The organism is Acinetobacter sp. FL, from assembly GCF_040744925.1.
GTDB classification, from domain to species: Bacteria; Pseudomonadota; Gammaproteobacteria; order Pseudomonadales; family Moraxellaceae; genus Acinetobacter; species Acinetobacter radioresistens.
Genome location: NZ_CP160437.1, coordinates 2,675,902 through 2,693,951 on the forward strand (window position 1 = coordinate 2,675,902; position 18,050 = coordinate 2,693,951).

Sequence of the window (18,050 nt, forward strand, 5' to 3'; positions counted from 1 at the left end):
TGGATTCTTACCAATCGTCAATCTTTCGTTAAGGAGGTGATCCAGCCGCAGGTTCCCCTACGGCTACCTTGTTACGACTTCACCCCAGTCATCGGCCACACCGTGGTAAGCGTCCTCCTTGCGGTTAGACTACCTACTTCTGGTGCAACAAACTCCCATGGTGTGACGGGCGGTGTGTACAAGGCCCGGGAACGTATTCACCGCGGCATTCTGATCCGCGATTACTAGCGATTCCGACTTCATGGAGTCGAGTTGCAGACTCCAATCCGGACTACGATCGGCTTTTTGAGATTAGCATCACATCGCTGTGTAGCAACCCTTTGTACCGACCATTGTAGCACGTGTGTAGCCCTGGCCGTAAGGGCCATGATGACTTGACGTCGTCCCCGCCTTCCTCCAGTTTGTCACTGGCAGTATCCTTAAAGTTCCCACCCGAAGTGCTGGCAAATAAGGAAAAGGGTTGCGCTCGTTGCGGGACTTAACCCAACATCTCACGACACGAGCTGACGACAGCCATGCAGCACCTGTATCAGAGTTCCCGAAGGCACCAATCCATCTCTGGAAAGTTCTCTGTATGTCAAGGCCAGGTAAGGTTCTTCGCGTTGCATCGAATTAAACCACATGCTCCACCGCTTGTGCGGGCCCCCGTCAATTCATTTGAGTTTTAGTCTTGCGACCGTACTCCCCAGGCGGTCTACTTATCGCGTTAGCTGCGCCACTAAAGCCTCAAGGGCCCCAACGGCTAGTAGACATCGTTTACGGCATGGACTACCAGGGTATCTAATCCTGTTTGCTCCCCATGCTTTCGTACCTCAGCGTCAGTATTAGGCCAGATGGCTGCCTTCGCCATCGGTATTCCTCCAGATCTCTACGCATTTCACCGCTACACCTGGAATTCTACCATCCTCTCCCATACTCTAGCCAACCAGTATCGAATGCAATTCCCAAGTTAAGCTCGGGGATTTCACATTTGACTTAATTGGCCGCCTACGCACGCTTTACGCCCAGTAAATCCGATTAACGCTCGCACCCTCTGTATTACCGCGGCTGCTGGCACAGAGTTAGCCGGTGCTTATTCTGCGAGTAACGTCCACTATCCTAAAGTATTAATCCAGGTAGCCTCCTCCTCGCTTAAAGTGCTTTACAACCAAAAGGCCTTCTTCACACACGCGGCATGGCTGGATCAGGGTTCCCCCCATTGTCCAATATTCCCCACTGCTGCCTCCCGTAGGAGTCTGGGCCGTGTCTCAGTCCCAGTGTGGCGGATCATCCTCTCAGACCCGCTACAGATCGTCGCCTTGGTAGGCCTTTACCCTACCAACTAGCTAATCCGACTTAGGCTCATCTATTAGCGCAAGGCCCGAAGGTCCCCTGCTTTCTCCCGTAGGACGTATGCGGTATTAGCGCTCCTTTCGGAACGTTGTCCCCCACTAATAGGCAGATTCCTAAGCATTACTCACCCGTCCGCCGCTGAATCCGGTAGCAAGCTACCTTCATCCGCTCGACTTGCATGTGTTAAGCCTGCCGCCAGCGTTCAATCTGAGCCATGATCAAACTCTTCAGTTAAAATCATTTGTACCTTATTTATAGACAAGGTACCAATTCTGGCTCATTAATCTTCTGACTAAAAATTTACTCAAATAAACTTCGAGAAATTTCTACCATTCAATCAATGAAAATTATTTCGATCGATCAACCAGTAAAAATCCACACAAGTTGTTCTTCATATTCTCTTAATGATCTTCTTACTGCTTCGTCAGCAGCAAGCTAGGTCGGCTATATTACGCTTTCTTTTCAGAAAGTCAACTGGTAATTCAGATTATTTTAAACCTATCTAACAAAACCTGACTTAATTATATTTAACTAAGTTGCTGTTTTATCAGAAGTTTTAATCTTCATCACCGCCGATGGATGTGCATTATAGGCCATTTATTTCTCAACGCAAGCGGTATTTTATAAAAAAGTGATCGGCTGGTTATTTATCCGGCAAAAACCCGGATTTTTTTTATTTCTTAAGTATATAAGGCTCATTATTAAGAAACTTATAATTAATTCTTAGATTAGAGATTAGAGATTAGAGATTAGAGATTAGAGATTAGAGATTAGAGATTAGAGATTAGAGATTAGAGATTAGAGATTAGAGATTAGAGATTAGAGATTAGAGATTAGAGATTAGAGATTAGAGATTAGAGATTAGAGATTATGATTTATTTTTCTAAATTTCAAGCATAAAAAAACCGCTTGACGCGGGTTCTTTAAATGGTCGGAGCAGTAGGATTCGAACCTACGACCCTCTGGTCCCAAACCAGATGCGCTACCAGGCTGCGCCATACTCCGAGTATGGGGTGAATGACGGGATTCGAACCCGCGACAACTGGAATCACAATCCAGGGCTCTACCAACTGAGCTACATCCACCATAACATCTTTGATTCTAAATACCAAGCTACCAAATGGCGCGCCTGACAGGATTCGAACCTGTGACCATCCGCTTAGAAGGCGGATGCTCTATCCAACTGAGCTACAGGCGCATGACCGATGATAAAAATATCATGCGATACTTCGCCGATTTAAATTGGTCGGAGCAGTAGGATTCGAACCTACGACCCTCTGGTCCCAAACCAGATGCGCTACCAGGCTGCGCCATACTCCGATTCATCTCAGCTTTTATTGTATCGCACTTTGTGCGGTACGGTGTGCATTCTAGGCGTGACGCATGGTCACGTCAACACCTATATTTAAAAAAATATTAAAAAACACCTCAAATGTATATTTATCAGGCACTTTAGACATTTTTTAATCATTTTCAACGCTTTAAGCTGGCACTAAAGGCTAACATACGGTCTAAAGGCAACTTTGCACGCTGTGCAAGTGCAAGGTCAACCTCTATTTTCTGGTCAGCTTTTTGTAAAACCTGCAAAATTCCATCGAGTTCATTCATAGCCATCCAAGGGCAATGTGCACATGAACGGCAGGTTGCCCCTTCACCTGCTGTTGGTGCCTCAAGCAGGATCTTGTCAGGCACGGCCTGTTGCATTTTATAGAAGATACCACGATCTGTTGCCACAATCAGATGGGTATGTGGCAAAGACCTTGCTGCCTGAATCAATTGTGATGTACTTCCTACTGCATCAGCCACCTCAATCACCGATTCAGGGGATTCAGGATGCACCAGAACGGCTGCATCTGGATAGAGAGCTTTCAAGGTGGCAATACCACGTGCGCGAAACTCTTCATGAACAATACAAGCCCCATCCCAGAGCAACATATTTGCACCGGTTTTCTTCTGGATATAACGACCAAGATGCTGATCAGGTGCCCAGATGATTTTCTCACCCAAGCTATCTAGATGCTCAATAATTTCAACTGCACAGCTTGAAGTCACTACCCAGTCAGCACGTGCTTTGACCGCAGCTGAAGTATTGGCATATACCACAACAGTATGGTCAGGGTGTTCATCGCAAAACCGCGTAAACGCATCTTCAGGGCAACCTAGATCCAGTGAACAGGTAGCTTCCAGTGTAGGCATGAGCACAGTTTTTTCTGGTGACAGAATTTTAGCTGTCTCACCCATAAATTTTACACCGGCTACTACCAAGGTAGAAGCAGCATGATCACGACCAAAACGTGCCATTTCCAGTGAATCGGATACGCAGCCGCCTGTCAGTTCAGCCAGTTCCTGAACTTCAGGGTCGCAATAGTAATGTGCAACCAGTACAGCATCACGCTTGTTCAGTTCGGCCCTGATCTGTTCAAATTTTTCCTGTTTCACTTGTTCAGTCAGGGCAGTACTTTTGGGTTCCCCTAAACGGTCCAAATGCGCCTGCACAATATTTTTTGCTTCATTGGCAATTAATGTCGCATCAGTCATAACCATGCCTTCTCTGTTTTTGCTGCTAGCCTTTTCGCTGGCATTTGATCCATCATCTCAACCGTATTAAACATACAGTTGATAAAAACCTTTATTTTAGAAAAAAGCCCCCACATGGAGGGCTTTTTTTATTCATGATATTAAGAACGATAATCTGCATTAATCTTGACATAATCATAAGACAGATCGCAGGTATAAACCGTATCTTTCGCCTCGCCACGGCCTAAATCAACACGAATTGTAATTTCCTGTTGTGCCATCACTTCTGCTCCGGCTTCTTCGGTATAGTCAGCAGCAGTTCCGCCATCCTTACAAATCTGGACATCATCCAGCCAGACCTGAATTTTTTCTACATCCAGGTTTTTAACACCTGCATAGCCAATCGCGGCCAGAATCCGTCCCCAGTTCGGATCAGATGCGAAGAAAGCCGTTTTTACCAAAGGTGAATGAGCGATACTATAGGCAACGTCACAACATTCTTGGGTATCTGCCCCGCCTTCGACCGCCACAGTCATAAACTTGGTTGCCCCTTCTCCATCACGAATGATGAGTTGGGCCAGCCGTTTCATGATGCGGGTTAAGACCTCAAGTACAGTTTGATAGCGCTCATCTTCCAGACTGGTAATTTCTGCTCCGCCAGCCTGACCGGTAGCCACCAAAATACATGAATCATTGGTTGATGTATCGCCATCAATAGTAATGCGGTTGAAGGACTGTTCCACAGTAGTTTTCAACAGATGCTGTACCAGCTCACAACTAATAGGTACATCAGTGGCAATAAACCCCAGCATAGTCGCCATGTTGGGCCGAATCATACCTGCACCTTTAGAAATACCAGTCATGCTGTAGGTAATGCCATCAAGTTCGAACTGTTCCGATGCACCTTTAGGTGTAGTATCAGTGGTCATTATTCCACTTGCTGCATCCAGCCACGCATCTGCTTTCAAACTATCAAGTGCAGGCTGTAAGCCTGTAAGTAAACGCTGCATTGGTAGCTGCTCACCAATGACGCCTGTAGAAAAGGGCAGCACTTCAGATGTCTGAACACCAGCTAATTCGGCAAGCCTGTTACAGGTCTCTAGCGCATTTTGCATCCCCAGCTTACCAGTACCGGCATTGGCATTACCTGTATTAATCACCAGGTAACGGGCATTACTTTTTAAAAGATGCGCTTTAGAGATATGCACTGGCGCAGCACAAAAAGCATTTTGGGTAAATACGCCCGCAACATTTGACCCTTCTGCAAATTCAAAAATAACCAGATCTCGTCGGTTCGGATAACGTATATATGCTTCAGTTGAACCAATTTTTACGCCTTGCACCACATGCATTTGTGGCATTGATACGTCACCCACAGTCATTTTTGAATTTCCAGTGATATAGTTATTGAAAACACAACAGCTTAGTGCAAATTTTTCTAAAAATCGAGAGACTCTAAATGAATTGGTGATTTTTATATTAAGCTTTATTAAATACATACAAAAAAGCCGAATAGAATCCGGCTTTTAATATGTGAATCATAAAATTAATTTGAAGCAAGAGCTGTTTCTGTACCTAGAAGTGACTGTTTGGCCTGTTCCTGACTGGCAGCCGATAATGCAGGATTTGACGCTACAATGCGGTTCACTGTAACGTTATTTACTGCTGCAATAGCCGCTGTTCTCAAAATAATCGGGCGTTCAGTAGCTTTCATGGTATAGCGAATACCAGTACGAGGGCTGATCAGGGTAATGGTATCATTTTTTAATTCAGCCTGAGCCGTAGCTGTTCCTTGGGCAGCTTGTACTTGCGCAGGGGTAGCGTGACTTGATTGACCCGTTTCGGCAAAAGCTAGAGCAGGTAAAGCGAGCGTAGCAGCCACTAAAAGGTTGAGTACTTTTTTCATATTTTTCCAGTTTTTCAACTCATCATGAGCAAGTAAATAACATTTAAATGCAGCATCTGCAATCGAATACATAATATGTAACACCTTGTAAAAAAGCAGAACCGAAGTTCTGCTTTAAGCTTAACGTGCTAATATTTAGATTTTACCATGACACTGTTTATACTTCAGGCCTGAACCACACGGACAAGGAGCATTACGACTTGCTGGCGGAGTAATATTCCCCTGAGCTGGACGTGAACGCTCTGGTACAGAAGAAGTCTCTTCATGAGTTACTTCACCTGTTAGGCCATCTACTTCATCATGAGCGAAGTTTAACTGCATAGATTCCGCTTGTGCCTGTTGTTGTGCTTCCATTTCTGCCAGCTCTTCAGCAGTCGGCACATGTACACGTGACAGATCTGTTACCACGTCAGCTTTAATGGTACCCAACATATTTACAAACAGGTTAAAGGCTTCTTTCTTGTATTCCTGTTCAGGATTTTTCTGGGCATAACCACGTAAGTGAATACCTTGTCGCAGATAATCCATTGCCGCAAGATGCTCTTTCCAGTGACGGTCTAGTGAACTGAGCAGGAAATGACGCTCCAGCATTGCTGCCGACTCATCACCCATCTGTTCACGGCGGGCCCGGTAACGGTTAATGACTTCATCCGTAATTCGTGCAACCAGACCTTCTTCATCCAGTCGGCGGTCTTCTTCCAGCCATTGCTGAATTGGCAGATCAATTCCTAAATCTGTACGCAATGCATTTTCCAGACCATCAATATCCCACTGATCATGAATCGATTCAGGGGGTACAAAATTACCGATCAGTCCCTGCATGACATCGCGATGCATCTCTTCAATATAATCTTGCAGACTATTCTCTGCGAGAATATCGTCACGCTGAGAATAAATAATCTTACGCTGCTCATTGTTAACATCATCATATTTGAGCAGATTTTTACGAATATCAAAGTTACGTGCTTCTACCTTGCGCTGCGCATTTTCAATAGAGCGCGATACCATTTTATGCTCGATTGCTTCATCTTCCTGCAACCCCATAGCACGCATCATTGCCACTACACGGTCACCTGCAAAGATACGCATCAGATCATCTTCTAGTGACAGATAAAAACGTGACACGCCCGGGTCACCCTGACGTCCGGCACGACCACGCAGCTGGTTATCAATACGGCGTGATTCGTGACGCTCGGAACCAATAATATGCAGGCCGCCGGCATTTAGTACCATTTCATGGTACTGGTCCCACTCTGCTTTGAGCCGTATTTCATCTTCTGCTGTCGGGTTTTCAAGTTTTGCCAGTTTAGCTTTCCAGTTACCACCAAGCAAAATGTCTGTACCACGGCCTGCCATATTGGTAGCAATGGTAACAGCATTTGGTGAACCCGCCTGCGCAATGATATCTGCTTCACGCTCATGCTGCTTAGCGTTTAGAACTTCGTGATGAATACCTGCCTGCGTTAATTTCTCAGACAGAATTTCACTGGCTTCAATGGTAGCGGTACCAATCAGAATTGGTGCTACACCAGCTTCACGAATATTTCGGATCTCTCCGATAATGGCATTATATTTACCATTACGATTCAGATAGATTAAATCGTTGAGATCTTTACGGATCATTGGGCGGTGAGTTGGAATAATCACCACATCCAGTCCATAAATTTCTTTCATCTCCGCAGCTTCAGTATCAGCTGTACCGGTCATACCAGAAAGTTTTTGATACAGACGGAAATAGTTCTGGAAAGTCGTGGTTGCCAGTGTCTGGTTTTCCGGCTGAATCTCCAAGCCTTCTTTAGCTTCTACTGCCTGATGCAGGCCTTCTGACCAGCGGCGTCCCGGCATGGTACGGCCAGTATTCTCATCAACAATAATTACTTCACCATCATTGATGATGTAATGTACATTTCGCTGATACAGGTAATGTGCACGGATCGCAGCAGTAATATGATGTACCAGGTTCAGGTTTGCTGCGGAGTAAAGGCTTTCACCTTCTGCCAGCAAGCCCATCTGGATTAGTTCCTGCTCTACCGTTTCATAACCAATTTCAGTCATCTCTACTGAGCGCTGTTTTTCATCGATCCAAAAATGACCGCCATCGGCCACTTTTTCTTCTTTTTGTGGACGCAGTTTTGGTGGAATCGTATTAATCGCTGCATAAAGCTGTGACGAGTCTTCACTCTGTCCAGAAATAATCAGTGGTGTACGTGCTTCATCAATCAGAATTGAGTCAACTTCATCGATAATGGCATACACCAGACCACGCTGTTTTTTCTCTTGCAGCGAGAACACCATGTTGTCACGCAGATAGTCAAAGCCAAACTCGTTGTTGGTTCCGTAAGTAATATCAGCTTTATAAGCTTCAGATTTCTCTACCGGATTCTGCATCGAATAGATGACACCAATCGACAAGCCGAGAAACTCGAATAAAGGACGGTTTAACTCAGCATCACGCTGCGCCAGATAGTCATTGACAGTAATAACATGCACGCCCTGACTGCTGATGGCATTAAGATAACATGCCAGTGTTCCCATCAGGGTCTTACCCTCACCGGTACGCATCTCGGCAATCTTGCCTTCATGCAGGGTAATACCACCGATCAGCTGCACATCATAATGACGCATGCCCATTACACGCTTTGCAGCTTCACGACAGACAGCAAAAGCCTCTGGCAGAAGGTTATCTAACGTTTCACCCTTATTATAACGTTGTTTGAATTCTTGGGTTTTTGCAGATAAGTCTGCATCATTTAAGGTAGATATGGTCGGCTCGAGCGCATTGATCTTCTCGACAATTTTCTGCATCCGCTTGAGTTCGCGCTCATTTTTTGTACCGAAGATACCTCCGATCAGACTTGCCAACATGTAATAGACTCTCTAAATCTTGCTTGTCAAATGGTAATTTTTTCTCAGTCGTTATTATGATGCCAGAATTTACAAGTACAAGGGCTTTGCACAAAACCTGTAAAAAAAATTGTTGAATGGCATGCATATCGCTACACGAAAATGCTGCTAATTTAGCAAACTTACAACAGTTTCACCTAGCACAGAAAAGAGTTTTCCATCAGAATTACTGATGAAAATTAAAATATTCATATACAAAATTTTCATAAGAAAATATGTAAACAGTGGTTCTCAATACTAAAGATCTGTTCCATATTATATAAAGACTATACTTACCAATCAGAATTAGAGGCAATAATCATGACATTACGCCTAGGCGATACCGCACCAAATTTCCAGCAGCAGTCTAGTGAAGGAATTATTGATTTTTATGAATTTCTTGGAGATAGCTGGGGAATTCTGTTTTCACATCCTGCCGACTATACTCCGGTCTGTACCACTGAACTGGGCTATACTGCAAAGCTTAAAGACGAGTTTGAACGCCGCGGAGTAAAAGCGATTGCTTTATCTGTAGATGATGTGGAATCACATAAAGGCTGGATAAATGACATTAATGAGACCCAGAACACTACAGTAAATTTTCCGATTATTGCAGATCAGGATCGCAAGGTTTCCGAACTTTATGGTTTCCTGCATCCAAATGCCAGTGAAACTACAACTGTCCGCTCTCTGGTAATTATCGATCCGAATAAAAAAGTACGTTTGATTATTACCTATCCTGCATCTACTGGTCGTAATTTTAATGAAATCCTGCGCGTTGTAGATTCATTACAACTTACCGATAATCACAAAGTCGCTACTCCAGCAAACTGGCAACAAGGTGAAGATGTTGTGATTGTTCCATCTCTTCAGGATGAAGCCGAACTAAAAGAACGTTTTCCAAAGGGTTATAAGGCGGTTAAACCTTATCTACGCTTAACTCCACAACCTGATAAAGACTAAATTTAATCTGTTTATATTCTCTTAGGCCTATCTCTTGCAGATAGGCTTTTTGTTATAAATAGCTACTTAATTTAAAGAAAAGCAGGATGATAGAAAACAGATACATTCTCACAGGTCTATGCAGCAGTGTGTTGATAGTCAATGGATGCATGACTGCTCCTGCGCTGCCCGACCATCAGCGACCTGAGCACTGGGGCAACCAGCTTTCAGCAGCACATAATTTTTATCGGGTCAGTTCATGGGTCTACCGTAGCGAACAGCCCAGTTCCGGTTTATTACCTTTATTAAAACAGAAAAATATCAAGACTGTAATTAATCTGCGTACACACGACCGGGATAGCGGTATTTTAGAGGGAGAGAATATTCAAGTCATACATCTGCCCATTCGCACCTGGGCAATGAACCGTGAACAGTTGCTGGGAATTATGCGATATCTAAAGCAAGCTCAACACTCTGGACAGAAGGTACTGATTCATTGCTATCATGGCTCAGACCGTACTGGTGCCAGTATTGCAATGTACCGTATTGTATTTGAAAACTGGAGCACAGAGCAGGCTTTACTTGAAATGAAGCATGGGGGTTATGGTTACCATGTTATCTGGAAGAATATAGAGCGACTCTTTAGTACAGAAAATATTCAATGGACCCGGCAACAGCTGCAGAGTCCAGAACAAAAATAATGATAGGATTAGCGTTTATCGAGTGGTACCCAGTCAATAACCCAAGCAGATTTCATATTCAGGCTGGCATCATTAACAATTTTTTTACGGGCTTCATCTGCCGTGTCCCGGTCTTTAGCCGGTCCGACCATAATCCGGATTCCTTTAGAAGTTGGGCTACGGGTAACTTTATAGCCTTTAGCACGTAATTTGGAGACAATGGCGTCTGCATTAGCTTCATTAGCTGCCAGAGCCACCTGGACCATCCACTGTCGGTCATCATCTCCTTCCTCCAGTAATTTACGAGCTTTTTCAGCTTCGGCTTTTTTCTTGGCCTCTTCCTGAGATTTTTTCCTTTCAGCTTCAGCTTTTAAGTTTTTTTCCTCGGCAGCTTTTTTCTCTGCTGCTTTACGTTTTTGCTCTTCTTGGGCCTTTTTCTCTGCCGCCGCTTTGCGTTCTGCCTCAGCCTTTTGTTTGGCCTCTAGCTCACTGCGCTTTTTTTCAACCACCTGACGCTCAGCTTCCTGCTTGCGCTGAGCTTCCTTCTTCTGAGCTTCTGACTGCTGTGCGTTCAGAGTATTCTGTGGTTTATTTTGTGTATTAGGTGCTGATTTAGCTTTCTCATCAACCAGTTCAGGTGGAATATTATCTGAACTTTCCTGATTTCCATTACGCAAGGCATTTAACGTTGCATATTCCTCAGCAGCTTTTCTTGCAGCCTCTGCTTCGGCCTGTTGTTGCATTTGTAAAAATTCTGCAGCACGTGCTTCCTGTTCGGCAACTGCTCTCTCACGCGCGCGACGCTGCTCCTCAAGCAGACGCTTTTCAGTTTCGACATCTACAGCTAAAGGTTGTAGCTGAACCAGATCTTGGTTAGCAGGATTTTTACGTTGTTGTTGTACTTGTTCAGTTGGGAGAACCTGAACATGTTTTTGGTCAATTTCTTCTTTACCCTTTAAGAGTAATGCTGCCAATAAAACACCACCACCTAATAAAACAACGCCTCCCATCCAGCGCTGTTTGCTATTCATTGACATTCTTCCAGATACTCCCAAACCGCTTCTAAGGTATGAAACGAACCGCAAACCAAAATCAGCTGGTGCTGTTGAGCTTCGGCCACTGCCGAGTGAAATGCTTCTTGCACACTGCTGAACTGTTTAACTGTCTCTTCCTGTAATGCAAAGCCAAGCTGCACCAAAGAAGCTGCACGCGGTACGGTTAACGGGGCAATATTCCAACTTAAAACAGCAGGTTTGAGTATATCCACCACGGTTTCAATATCTTTATCTGCCAACATTGAAAAGACAGTTATAATTTCCGTGTATTGTTTATTGTATTCCAGAAATTTTCGCAATTGCTTTAACAAAAATTCTACACCATGAGGATTATGCCCTGCATCTAAAATTATAGTGCGATTCTGCAATTTACGTATTTCAAAACGCCCCGGCAGGCGAGCTTTTTGAATGCCCTGAGCAACAGCAGTTTGAGTAACATCAAGGCCACTCAGCAGAACTGCCGCAACAGCCAGCGCAATATTTTCTAGTGCCAGTGAGCCGACTGGCAATTTCACGGTCAGGCCCGATGAAGCAAAAAACCAGTACTGTCCATTTTCACTATATTTAAAGAAATAATCCCGATTAGCGGTATATAGCGTTGCCTGTGAACTTTCGGCTTTTGTCTGGATGGCTTGAGGCAGAGTCTGTAAACCACCAAATACTACAGGAATACCGGGACGGATAATCCCGGCCTTTTCATAGGCAATTTTTTCAATAGTATCACCTAACCAGTCAGTATGATCGAGTCCAATATTGGTAATGACAGCAATATCCGGATCAACCACATTAACCACATCGAGGCGTCCACCTAACCCGACTTCTAGTACCCAGACATCACATTGCTGCTGCTTAAAGATGACAAAAGCGGCCAGTGTAGTGGCTTCAAAAAAAGACAGGCTCAGTCCACATTCACGGCGGGCCTGATCTACAGCTACAAACGCATTGATCAGGGACTGGTCATCAACTTCCTGACCGGCCAGTTTGACCCGTTCATTAAAACGGTAAATATGAGGAGATTGATATAAACCCACCTTATAACCCTGCGCATTGAGAATTGCGGCCAGAGTGGTGGTGGTTGATCCCTTGCCATTGGTACCAGCGACAGTAAATACCTTGGCAACAGGTTGGGTGACTTCCAGTTTTTCAGCAACAGGGATGACCCGTTCAAGACCTAAATCAATCCCTGTAACGTGAACATGGCTCCAATAATCGAGCCATGTGTTTAATGTATCGGTTGCATGTGGAGCATTGTTCAAGGCAAGTTCATCAGTTTAGCTACAATGCGATATACAGTATCACGTAATGCATGACGGTGGACAATCTGATCGACTACACCATGATCAAGCAGGTATTCAGCACGCTGGAACGGCTCTTCAAGCTTTTCTCGAACAGTTTGCTCAATAACGCGTTTACCAGCAAAACCAATCATGGCTTTAGGCTCAGCAATATGTACATCGCCCAGCATAGCTAGAGATGCAGTAACACCACCATATACCGGATGAGTCAAGACCACAACATAAGGTAAACCTGCATCCTTAAGTCGCTGGATCGCTGCAGAAGTACGAGCCATCTGCATAAGAGACAACATCCCTTCTTGCATACGGGCACCACCTGAAGCTGCAAAACAGATCAGCGGCTGACGTTGTGCGATTGCTCGCTCAGCGGCCTGCACAAAGCGGTCGCCCACAACCGTACCCATGGAACCGCCCATAAAATCAAACTCAAAAGCACAAGCCACTAGCGGAAGATTTTTAAGCGTACCCTGCATGACAATCAGAGCTTCACTTTCACCGGTCTTATCCTGTGCTTCACGCATACGCTCCGGATAAGGACGACTGTCGACGAAATGTAATGGATCTTTAGCAGTAAATTCCTGACCAAGTTCAGCTGTGACCTGATCCAGGAACCAAGTCAGGCGTTCGCGGGCTTTCATACGTAAATGTTCATCACATTGTGGACAAACATAGGCATTAAAAGACATAGCCGTACGTGTAACCAGGGCATGACATTCCGGGCACTCAATAGTTGGCTCGGTAAAGGTGGCTTTTAAAGCCTGCTGTTCGTCAGGTACCTCAATACCCGGAACCGAACGTTCCGTCCATGGTGTTGGTGTACTAAGGATTTTCCCTGGTTTCACTTCTTGATTCATACTAATTCATCGAGCGCTGCTCGAAGCTCCTTGACTTTATTGACCGTTTGCTCAACGGCTTGTTCTGGGGCCAAAGTTGCAAAAGTTTTTACAAAAGCGCTTCCCACAATTACTGCATCTGCCACACTGCCCATTGCTTTTGCAGAAGCCGCATCGCTAATTCCAAAGCCTACTCCGACTGGAACATCGGTGGCTTTTTTGATTTTTTCGATACGTTCTGCAGCTGCAGTGACATCCAGACTGGCAGCTCCAGTTACACCTTTGAGCGAAACATAGTAAATAAAGCCACTAGCCTGTTTTACTACGTGCTGAATACGCTGGTCGGTTGAGGTCGGAGCAAGCAGGAAGATCTGATCCATCTCATGCTGTTTCAGGATCGTCACCAGACGATCAGATTCTTCAGGCGGCAAGTCGACTAGCAATATGCCATCTACACCACAAGCTTTGGCTGTTGAAACAAACTGCTCATAGCCAATTACTTCGACCGGATTCAGATAACCCATAAGTACGACCGGTGTTTCCTGATCCGTCTCACGGAATTCTTTTACCATATTCAGTGCATCTAGCGTATTGGTTCCACCTGCCAGTGCCCGCTCTGCAGCCAAAGCAATGACTGGACCATCTGCCATTGGATCTGAAAATGGCAACCCAAGTTCAATCACGTCTACCCCTGCTTCCACCATGCGATGTAACAGCGGGACTGTTACATGCGGTGCTGGATCACCAGCCATCACATAAGAAACCAAAGCTTTACGCTGTTGTGATTTAAGCTGCTCAAAACGGGTGGCTAAACGTGACATAGGGTTGTGCATTCCTTGAATCATTGAAAACTGAGAACTTGGTTTTGTAGAAATACAAGACGCTGCATTGTAACGCTATTTTTTACTCAATAGATAGAGCAAGCAAGCAGCGCATTGTGGCGATCTATTCCAGAACAACCCGAGGTCTACATTTATCAATATTTTCGTTTTTTTCTCAATGATCAAAGCTTCCTATTTTTGGGCTGTCTGAAATGAACTTAAATGAGTTAGACCTAATTTTTACAGCCTTTATTTTTTATATCTTGCAGTTTTCCTGCACGGTTGTTTAAATTTACTGAAATATTGAAACCTGCCTTATACTATAAAGGTTTTCTTATTCTCTCTTATACTTTATGACCTCCGACCTTTCTAGCAAGGTGCAGGCTCGCGTGCTTGCACTGCTTCCGCTTATTGTATTTTTGGCCATCTTTTTAGGCAGTGGTATTTACCATTCAATTATCGGAACCGAATTTGCCTTTTATCAAGTTAAAGCTCCTGTTGCAGCCCTCCCAGCGATTATTCTTGCATTGCTGATCTATCGCGGCCAGATTAATGAAGCTATTGAAGAATTTCTAAAAGGTGCCAGTCATCCGAACCTGATTCTTATGTTCATGGTGTTTATGTTTGCAGGAGCTTTTGCCAGTGTTTCCAGTACCATTGGCAGCGTAGATGCAACCGTACAGCTCGGACTTTCTATTATTCCGCCTTCTTTTGTTTTACCCATGCTGTTTATTATTTCAGCTTTTATCGCTACGGCGATGGGCACCTCAATGGGAACAATCGCTGCCTGTGCACCAATTGCTTTTGGATTTGCCCAAGTTACCGATATTGAAGTGGTTTACGCTATTGGTGCAGTGGTAGGTGGCGCAATGTTCGGTGATAACCTTTCAATGATTTCAGATACTACAATTGCCGCTACCCGTAGTCAGAATGTTGAATTGCGCGATAAGTTCCGGGTGAATGTCTGGATTGCCGTCCCCGCTTCGGTAATTACTTTGATGATCTATATTCTAACCACGCATGACTCCCAGACCATTGAGCATACTTCTTATAATTTATGGCTCATTTTACCGTATCTGGCTGTTTTCTTGCTGGCTTTTAGCCGTTTGCATGTTTTGGTTACTTTAGGTACAGGAATTTTGCTTTCAGGTCTTATCGGTTTGTTTGTACAGCCTGAATTTAATCTATTGAAGCTAAACACTGCAATATATGACGGTTTTGTCGGCATGTTTGAAGTTGCCTTGCTGTCTATGTTTTTAGGCGGTTTGTCTGCCATCATGCAAAAGGAAGGCGGACTGCAGTGGCTGATTGAGCGGATCTATAGCGTTACGCGTCTATTCAGGATTAGCCGTGAACGGGCCGGTGAACTGGGGGTCAGTTTTCTGGTAGTTTTCTCCAATCTGTTTGTGGCAAATAATACCGTAGCAATTATCCTTTCAGGTGACATGGCACGTGAAGTCAGCAAAGAATATGGACTTGATCCAAAACGTGTGGCTGCTCTAATGGATATTTTTTCTTGTGTTGTTCAGGGTCTGATTCCTTATGGAGCTCAATTGCTATTGGCCTGCTCCATTGCCAAACTGTCGCCTGTTGAGCTGCTTGGCCATATTTATTACTGCTGGGTCTTGGCAATTTTTGCCATCCTCTCCATCCTGTTCCGTTATCCACGCCTGAAAACAGTCTGAATCAGCCTATATTGTAAACAGTTATTATATAAATGGTCTCATTGCTGTGCTCTACGAAATGCCAGCAGTGTAGAGCCTCTCACCCGTTTATAGGCGCGTGCTAATGCTGACTGGTCCGAATAGCCCAGCTGCTCAGCAATCCGGTTTAGACTTTCATTTTGTACCAGTAATAGCTCACAGCGCTTCATCGTCTGCAGGTCTACAATTTCCTTAAAGGAAGTATCCTGCTTTTTTAAGGCGCGCTGCAGACTTCGCACAGATAGATGCAACTCGTCTGCAATCCATTCCAGTAAAGGTGCCCGTTGCTGCTGTTTCATATATTCACCTACAATCCAGTGAATTTGCTGGGTAAGATCCTGCGCTGTCGCTTTAGAGGCCAGCGCTTCTTCTGCCTGCCTGACCAGCAACTGTATAAGGGTAGAATCTGCCTGATATGGCCGGCTACTTAAACTTTCCCGTGCAAAGGTAATAGCATAATAAGGCTGCTGAAACTTTAGCGTACACTGAAAAAACTTTTGGTAATTCAGTAAGGAAACTTTTGGAAAATGGACAAACTCCACAGCCTGTAAAAAAAGCTGCTGTTCAGGGATGATCTGACGGGCCAAATGTACCATTGCAGCCAGAGTCAGTTCGCATAATACCGTCATCTGCTCATCAACCAAAGGCCAATAGAGGCGGATTTTGTTTTTATATTCGGTAATATGCAGAGGTAATGCCTGCTCACTGTCAATCACTAAACGATGAAACCGCATCACGTATTGAATTGCCTGTGCCAAGGTAGCGCTATTGGAAGCCATATAGCCTAGTACACCGAAGTTTGCCGGGCTAATACAGTAGGCCATATCGAGTACCAGATTCGGAAGCGACCACTGTTGCCGGCTTACCTCAATCAAATCAAGAAAAAACTGCATGTCTGACTGGGTATCAATCGGCAGACTTAAAATATGCTCAAGCTGTTGCTGCTGTTCAGCAGATATGTCCAGCTGGCGCCAGTTCAGGTTTTTGCTCTGCAAGCAGGTTTTCCATAAATGGAAATAACCATTTGATATTTTGAATACTGACATGTGCAGCTTAATCCATTAACTGTCCTGCTGTCGTAAAAAGTATAAAAATTGGCAAGAACTGTCAAAACAAAAGCGATAAAGCCCGACATACTGAGCAGTATAAATGGCTATATGAAGTAAAATAATATGAATGCAGTAGTCCAGTATCAAGCCCGTCCGGTGGTGCGCTCTCACCTGAATTTCAAACTGAATGAAATACCACGTTTCTGGTTTGGCGGTGATCCGTTTATTACTCGTATGTTTGATGCATTAAGTCTGACCTTCCCTGATGGTGAGCGTTATTTTATTCAGAGTGTACGCCTGTTTCGTGATCAGATTACCGACCCTGAGCTGAAGAACCGGGTGGCTGATTTTATCCGTCAGGAAGCACAGCATGGAATTGCCCATGATCAGATGAACCAGCTCATGAAAGCACAGGGTATGCCCGTAGATCAGTTTATTCAGCGTTTAACCAGAATTTTCAAATTTGAACTCGAGCAGCGTTCTCCTGAATATAATATTGCCATGACTGCTGCTGCCGAGCATCTCACCGCGTTAATGGCCGAGACTTTTTTTGCATACAAATCAACTTTAAAAGATGCGCATCCCTATGTCCGTGCTCTGTTTGCCTGGCATGCTATTGAAGAAATGGAACATCGTGATGTTGCATTTGATGTCATGCATGACATCGCCAATGTGCCAGAAATGACCCGTAAATTTACTTTAGTGTGGACTACCGGCCTGATGTTTGGTTTTACTCTTTATCGTGCCAACGTCATGTTAAGGCATGACGGCTTTTCTGCCTGGCAACGCTTGCAGATGAATGTTCGGGGTTTACCCTGGTTTTTTGGCCGTCACGGTACATTAACACGTATGGGCAAACAGTACCGGGACTGGTTTAAAAAAGACTTTCATCCCAGTCAGCATCCTATTATTGCGCAATATGATGTATGGATAAAAACACTAGAAGAAACGGGTGATCCGGTTCTGGCAGGAGAGGCTTTCTGGCAGGCAGCACAAGACTAAAGCTATATATAAAAAATGGAAAGGCTGAGTCA

Annotated in this window: 13 protein-coding genes, 4 tRNA genes and 1 rRNA gene; 4 read left to right on the top strand and 14 right to left on the bottom strand. The window is 44.5% G+C overall.

Annotation, left to right across the window (positions count from 1 at the left end; all coding sequences use genetic code 11):
- Window positions 1-29: 29 nt before the first annotated feature.
- The 9 genes from ABZP31_RS12485 to secA form a co-directional block, all read right to left on the bottom strand.
- A 16S ribosomal RNA gene (locus ABZP31_RS12485) occupies window positions 30-1,566 on the bottom strand.
- Window positions 1,567-2,260: 694 nt separating this feature from the next.
- Window positions 2,261-2,337, bottom strand: a tRNA-Pro gene (locus ABZP31_RS12490).
- A gap of 4 nt (window positions 2,338-2,341) precedes the next feature.
- Window positions 2,342-2,417: transfer RNA gene (locus ABZP31_RS12495), tRNA-His, on the bottom strand.
- Between the two features lie 36 nt (window positions 2,418-2,453).
- A tRNA-Arg gene (locus ABZP31_RS12500) sits at window positions 2,454-2,530 on the bottom strand.
- Between the two features lie 45 nt (window positions 2,531-2,575).
- Window positions 2,576-2,652: transfer RNA gene (locus tag ABZP31_RS12505), tRNA-Pro, on the bottom strand.
- A gap of 153 nt (window positions 2,653-2,805) precedes the next feature.
- Entirely contained in the window at window positions 2,806-3,870 is a 1,065-nt protein-coding gene (nadA, locus tag ABZP31_RS12510; RefSeq protein WP_034683707.1) for a quinolinate synthase NadA, read from the bottom strand.
- A 140-nt stretch (window positions 3,871-4,010) separates the two neighbouring features.
- The gene (gene argJ, locus ABZP31_RS12515) at window positions 4,011-5,231 is read right to left on the bottom strand and encodes a bifunctional glutamate N-acetyltransferase/amino-acid acetyltransferase ArgJ (protein WP_248135266.1); all 1,221 of its coding nucleotides are present in this window, start codon (window positions 5,229-5,231) and stop codon (window positions 4,011-4,013) included.
- Between the two features lie 164 nt (window positions 5,232-5,395).
- On the bottom strand, window positions 5,396-5,755 hold the full coding sequence (locus ABZP31_RS12520) for a hypothetical protein (protein ID WP_248135269.1): 360 nt from the start codon (window positions 5,753-5,755) through the stop codon (window positions 5,396-5,398).
- 135 nt (window positions 5,756-5,890) lie between these two features.
- The gene (gene secA, locus ABZP31_RS12525) at window positions 5,891-8,620 is read right to left on the bottom strand and encodes a preprotein translocase subunit SecA (RefSeq protein WP_248135263.1); all 2,730 of its coding nucleotides are present in this window, start codon (window positions 8,618-8,620) and stop codon (window positions 5,891-5,893) included.
- A gap of 339 nt (window positions 8,621-8,959) precedes the next feature.
- On the opposite strand from secA, the gene ABZP31_RS12530 reads away from it, so the two are divergent.
- Both ABZP31_RS12530 and ABZP31_RS12535 read left to right on the top strand, forming a co-directional pair.
- Complete coding sequence (locus ABZP31_RS12530; protein WP_075041321.1) at window positions 8,960-9,601, top strand: peroxiredoxin; 642 nt, start codon at window positions 8,960-8,962, stop codon at window positions 9,599-9,601.
- A gap of 149 nt (window positions 9,602-9,750) precedes the next feature.
- Window positions 9,751-10,281, top strand: a complete 531-nt coding sequence (locus tag ABZP31_RS12535) for a dual specificity protein phosphatase family protein (RefSeq protein ID WP_196432054.1) — start codon at window positions 9,751-9,753, stop codon at window positions 10,279-10,281.
- Between the two features lie 8 nt (window positions 10,282-10,289).
- Here ABZP31_RS12535 and ABZP31_RS12540 read toward each other — a convergent pair whose 3' ends face one another.
- The 4 genes from ABZP31_RS12540 to trpA are packed head-to-tail and all read right to left on the bottom strand — an operon-like array spanning window position 10,290 to window position 14,264.
- Complete coding sequence (locus ABZP31_RS12540) at window positions 10,290-11,291, bottom strand: SPOR domain-containing protein (protein ID WP_367156820.1); 1,002 nt, start codon at window positions 11,289-11,291, stop codon at window positions 10,290-10,292.
- Window positions 11,288-12,571, bottom strand: a complete 1,284-nt coding sequence (folC, locus tag ABZP31_RS12545; RefSeq protein WP_248135260.1) for a bifunctional tetrahydrofolate synthase/dihydrofolate synthase — start codon at window positions 12,569-12,571, stop codon at window positions 11,288-11,290. Before folC ends, ABZP31_RS12540 begins: the two co-directional genes overlap by 4 nt.
- On the bottom strand, window positions 12,568-13,464 hold the full coding sequence (gene accD, locus ABZP31_RS12550; RefSeq protein WP_005018522.1) for an acetyl-CoA carboxylase, carboxyltransferase subunit beta: 897 nt from the start codon (window positions 13,462-13,464) through the stop codon (window positions 12,568-12,570). The genes folC and accD overlap by 4 nt, the downstream gene beginning before the upstream one ends.
- Window positions 13,461-14,264: a tryptophan synthase subunit alpha gene (gene trpA, locus ABZP31_RS12555; RefSeq protein ID WP_005021373.1), complete on the bottom strand. Its 804-nt coding sequence runs from the start codon at window positions 14,262-14,264 to the stop codon at window positions 13,461-13,463. The genes accD and trpA overlap by 4 nt, the downstream gene beginning before the upstream one ends.
- 353 nt (window positions 14,265-14,617) lie before the next feature.
- Here trpA and ABZP31_RS12560 point away from each other — a divergent pair, with 353 nt between their 5' ends.
- Window positions 14,618-15,949 carry a Na+/H+ antiporter NhaC family protein gene (locus ABZP31_RS12560; protein WP_005021370.1) on the top strand — a complete coding sequence of 444 codons (1,332 nt, stop codon included), beginning with the start codon at window positions 14,618-14,620 and terminating at the stop codon, window positions 15,947-15,949.
- A 38-nt stretch (window positions 15,950-15,987) separates the two neighbouring features.
- Here the strand turns inward: ABZP31_RS12560 and ABZP31_RS12565 are convergent, their stop codons facing one another.
- A complete protein-coding gene (locus tag ABZP31_RS12565) occupies window positions 15,988-17,013 on the bottom strand; it encodes an AraC family transcriptional regulator (protein ID WP_248135258.1) in 1,026 nt (341 codons plus the stop codon).
- 126 nt (window positions 17,014-17,139) lie between these two features.
- Here ABZP31_RS12565 and ABZP31_RS12570 point away from each other — a divergent pair, with 126 nt between their 5' ends.
- Window positions 17,140-18,018, top strand: a complete 879-nt coding sequence (locus ABZP31_RS12570; protein WP_196432056.1) for a metal-dependent hydrolase — start codon at window positions 17,140-17,142, stop codon at window positions 18,016-18,018.
- Window positions 18,019-18,050 lie beyond the last annotated feature (32 nt).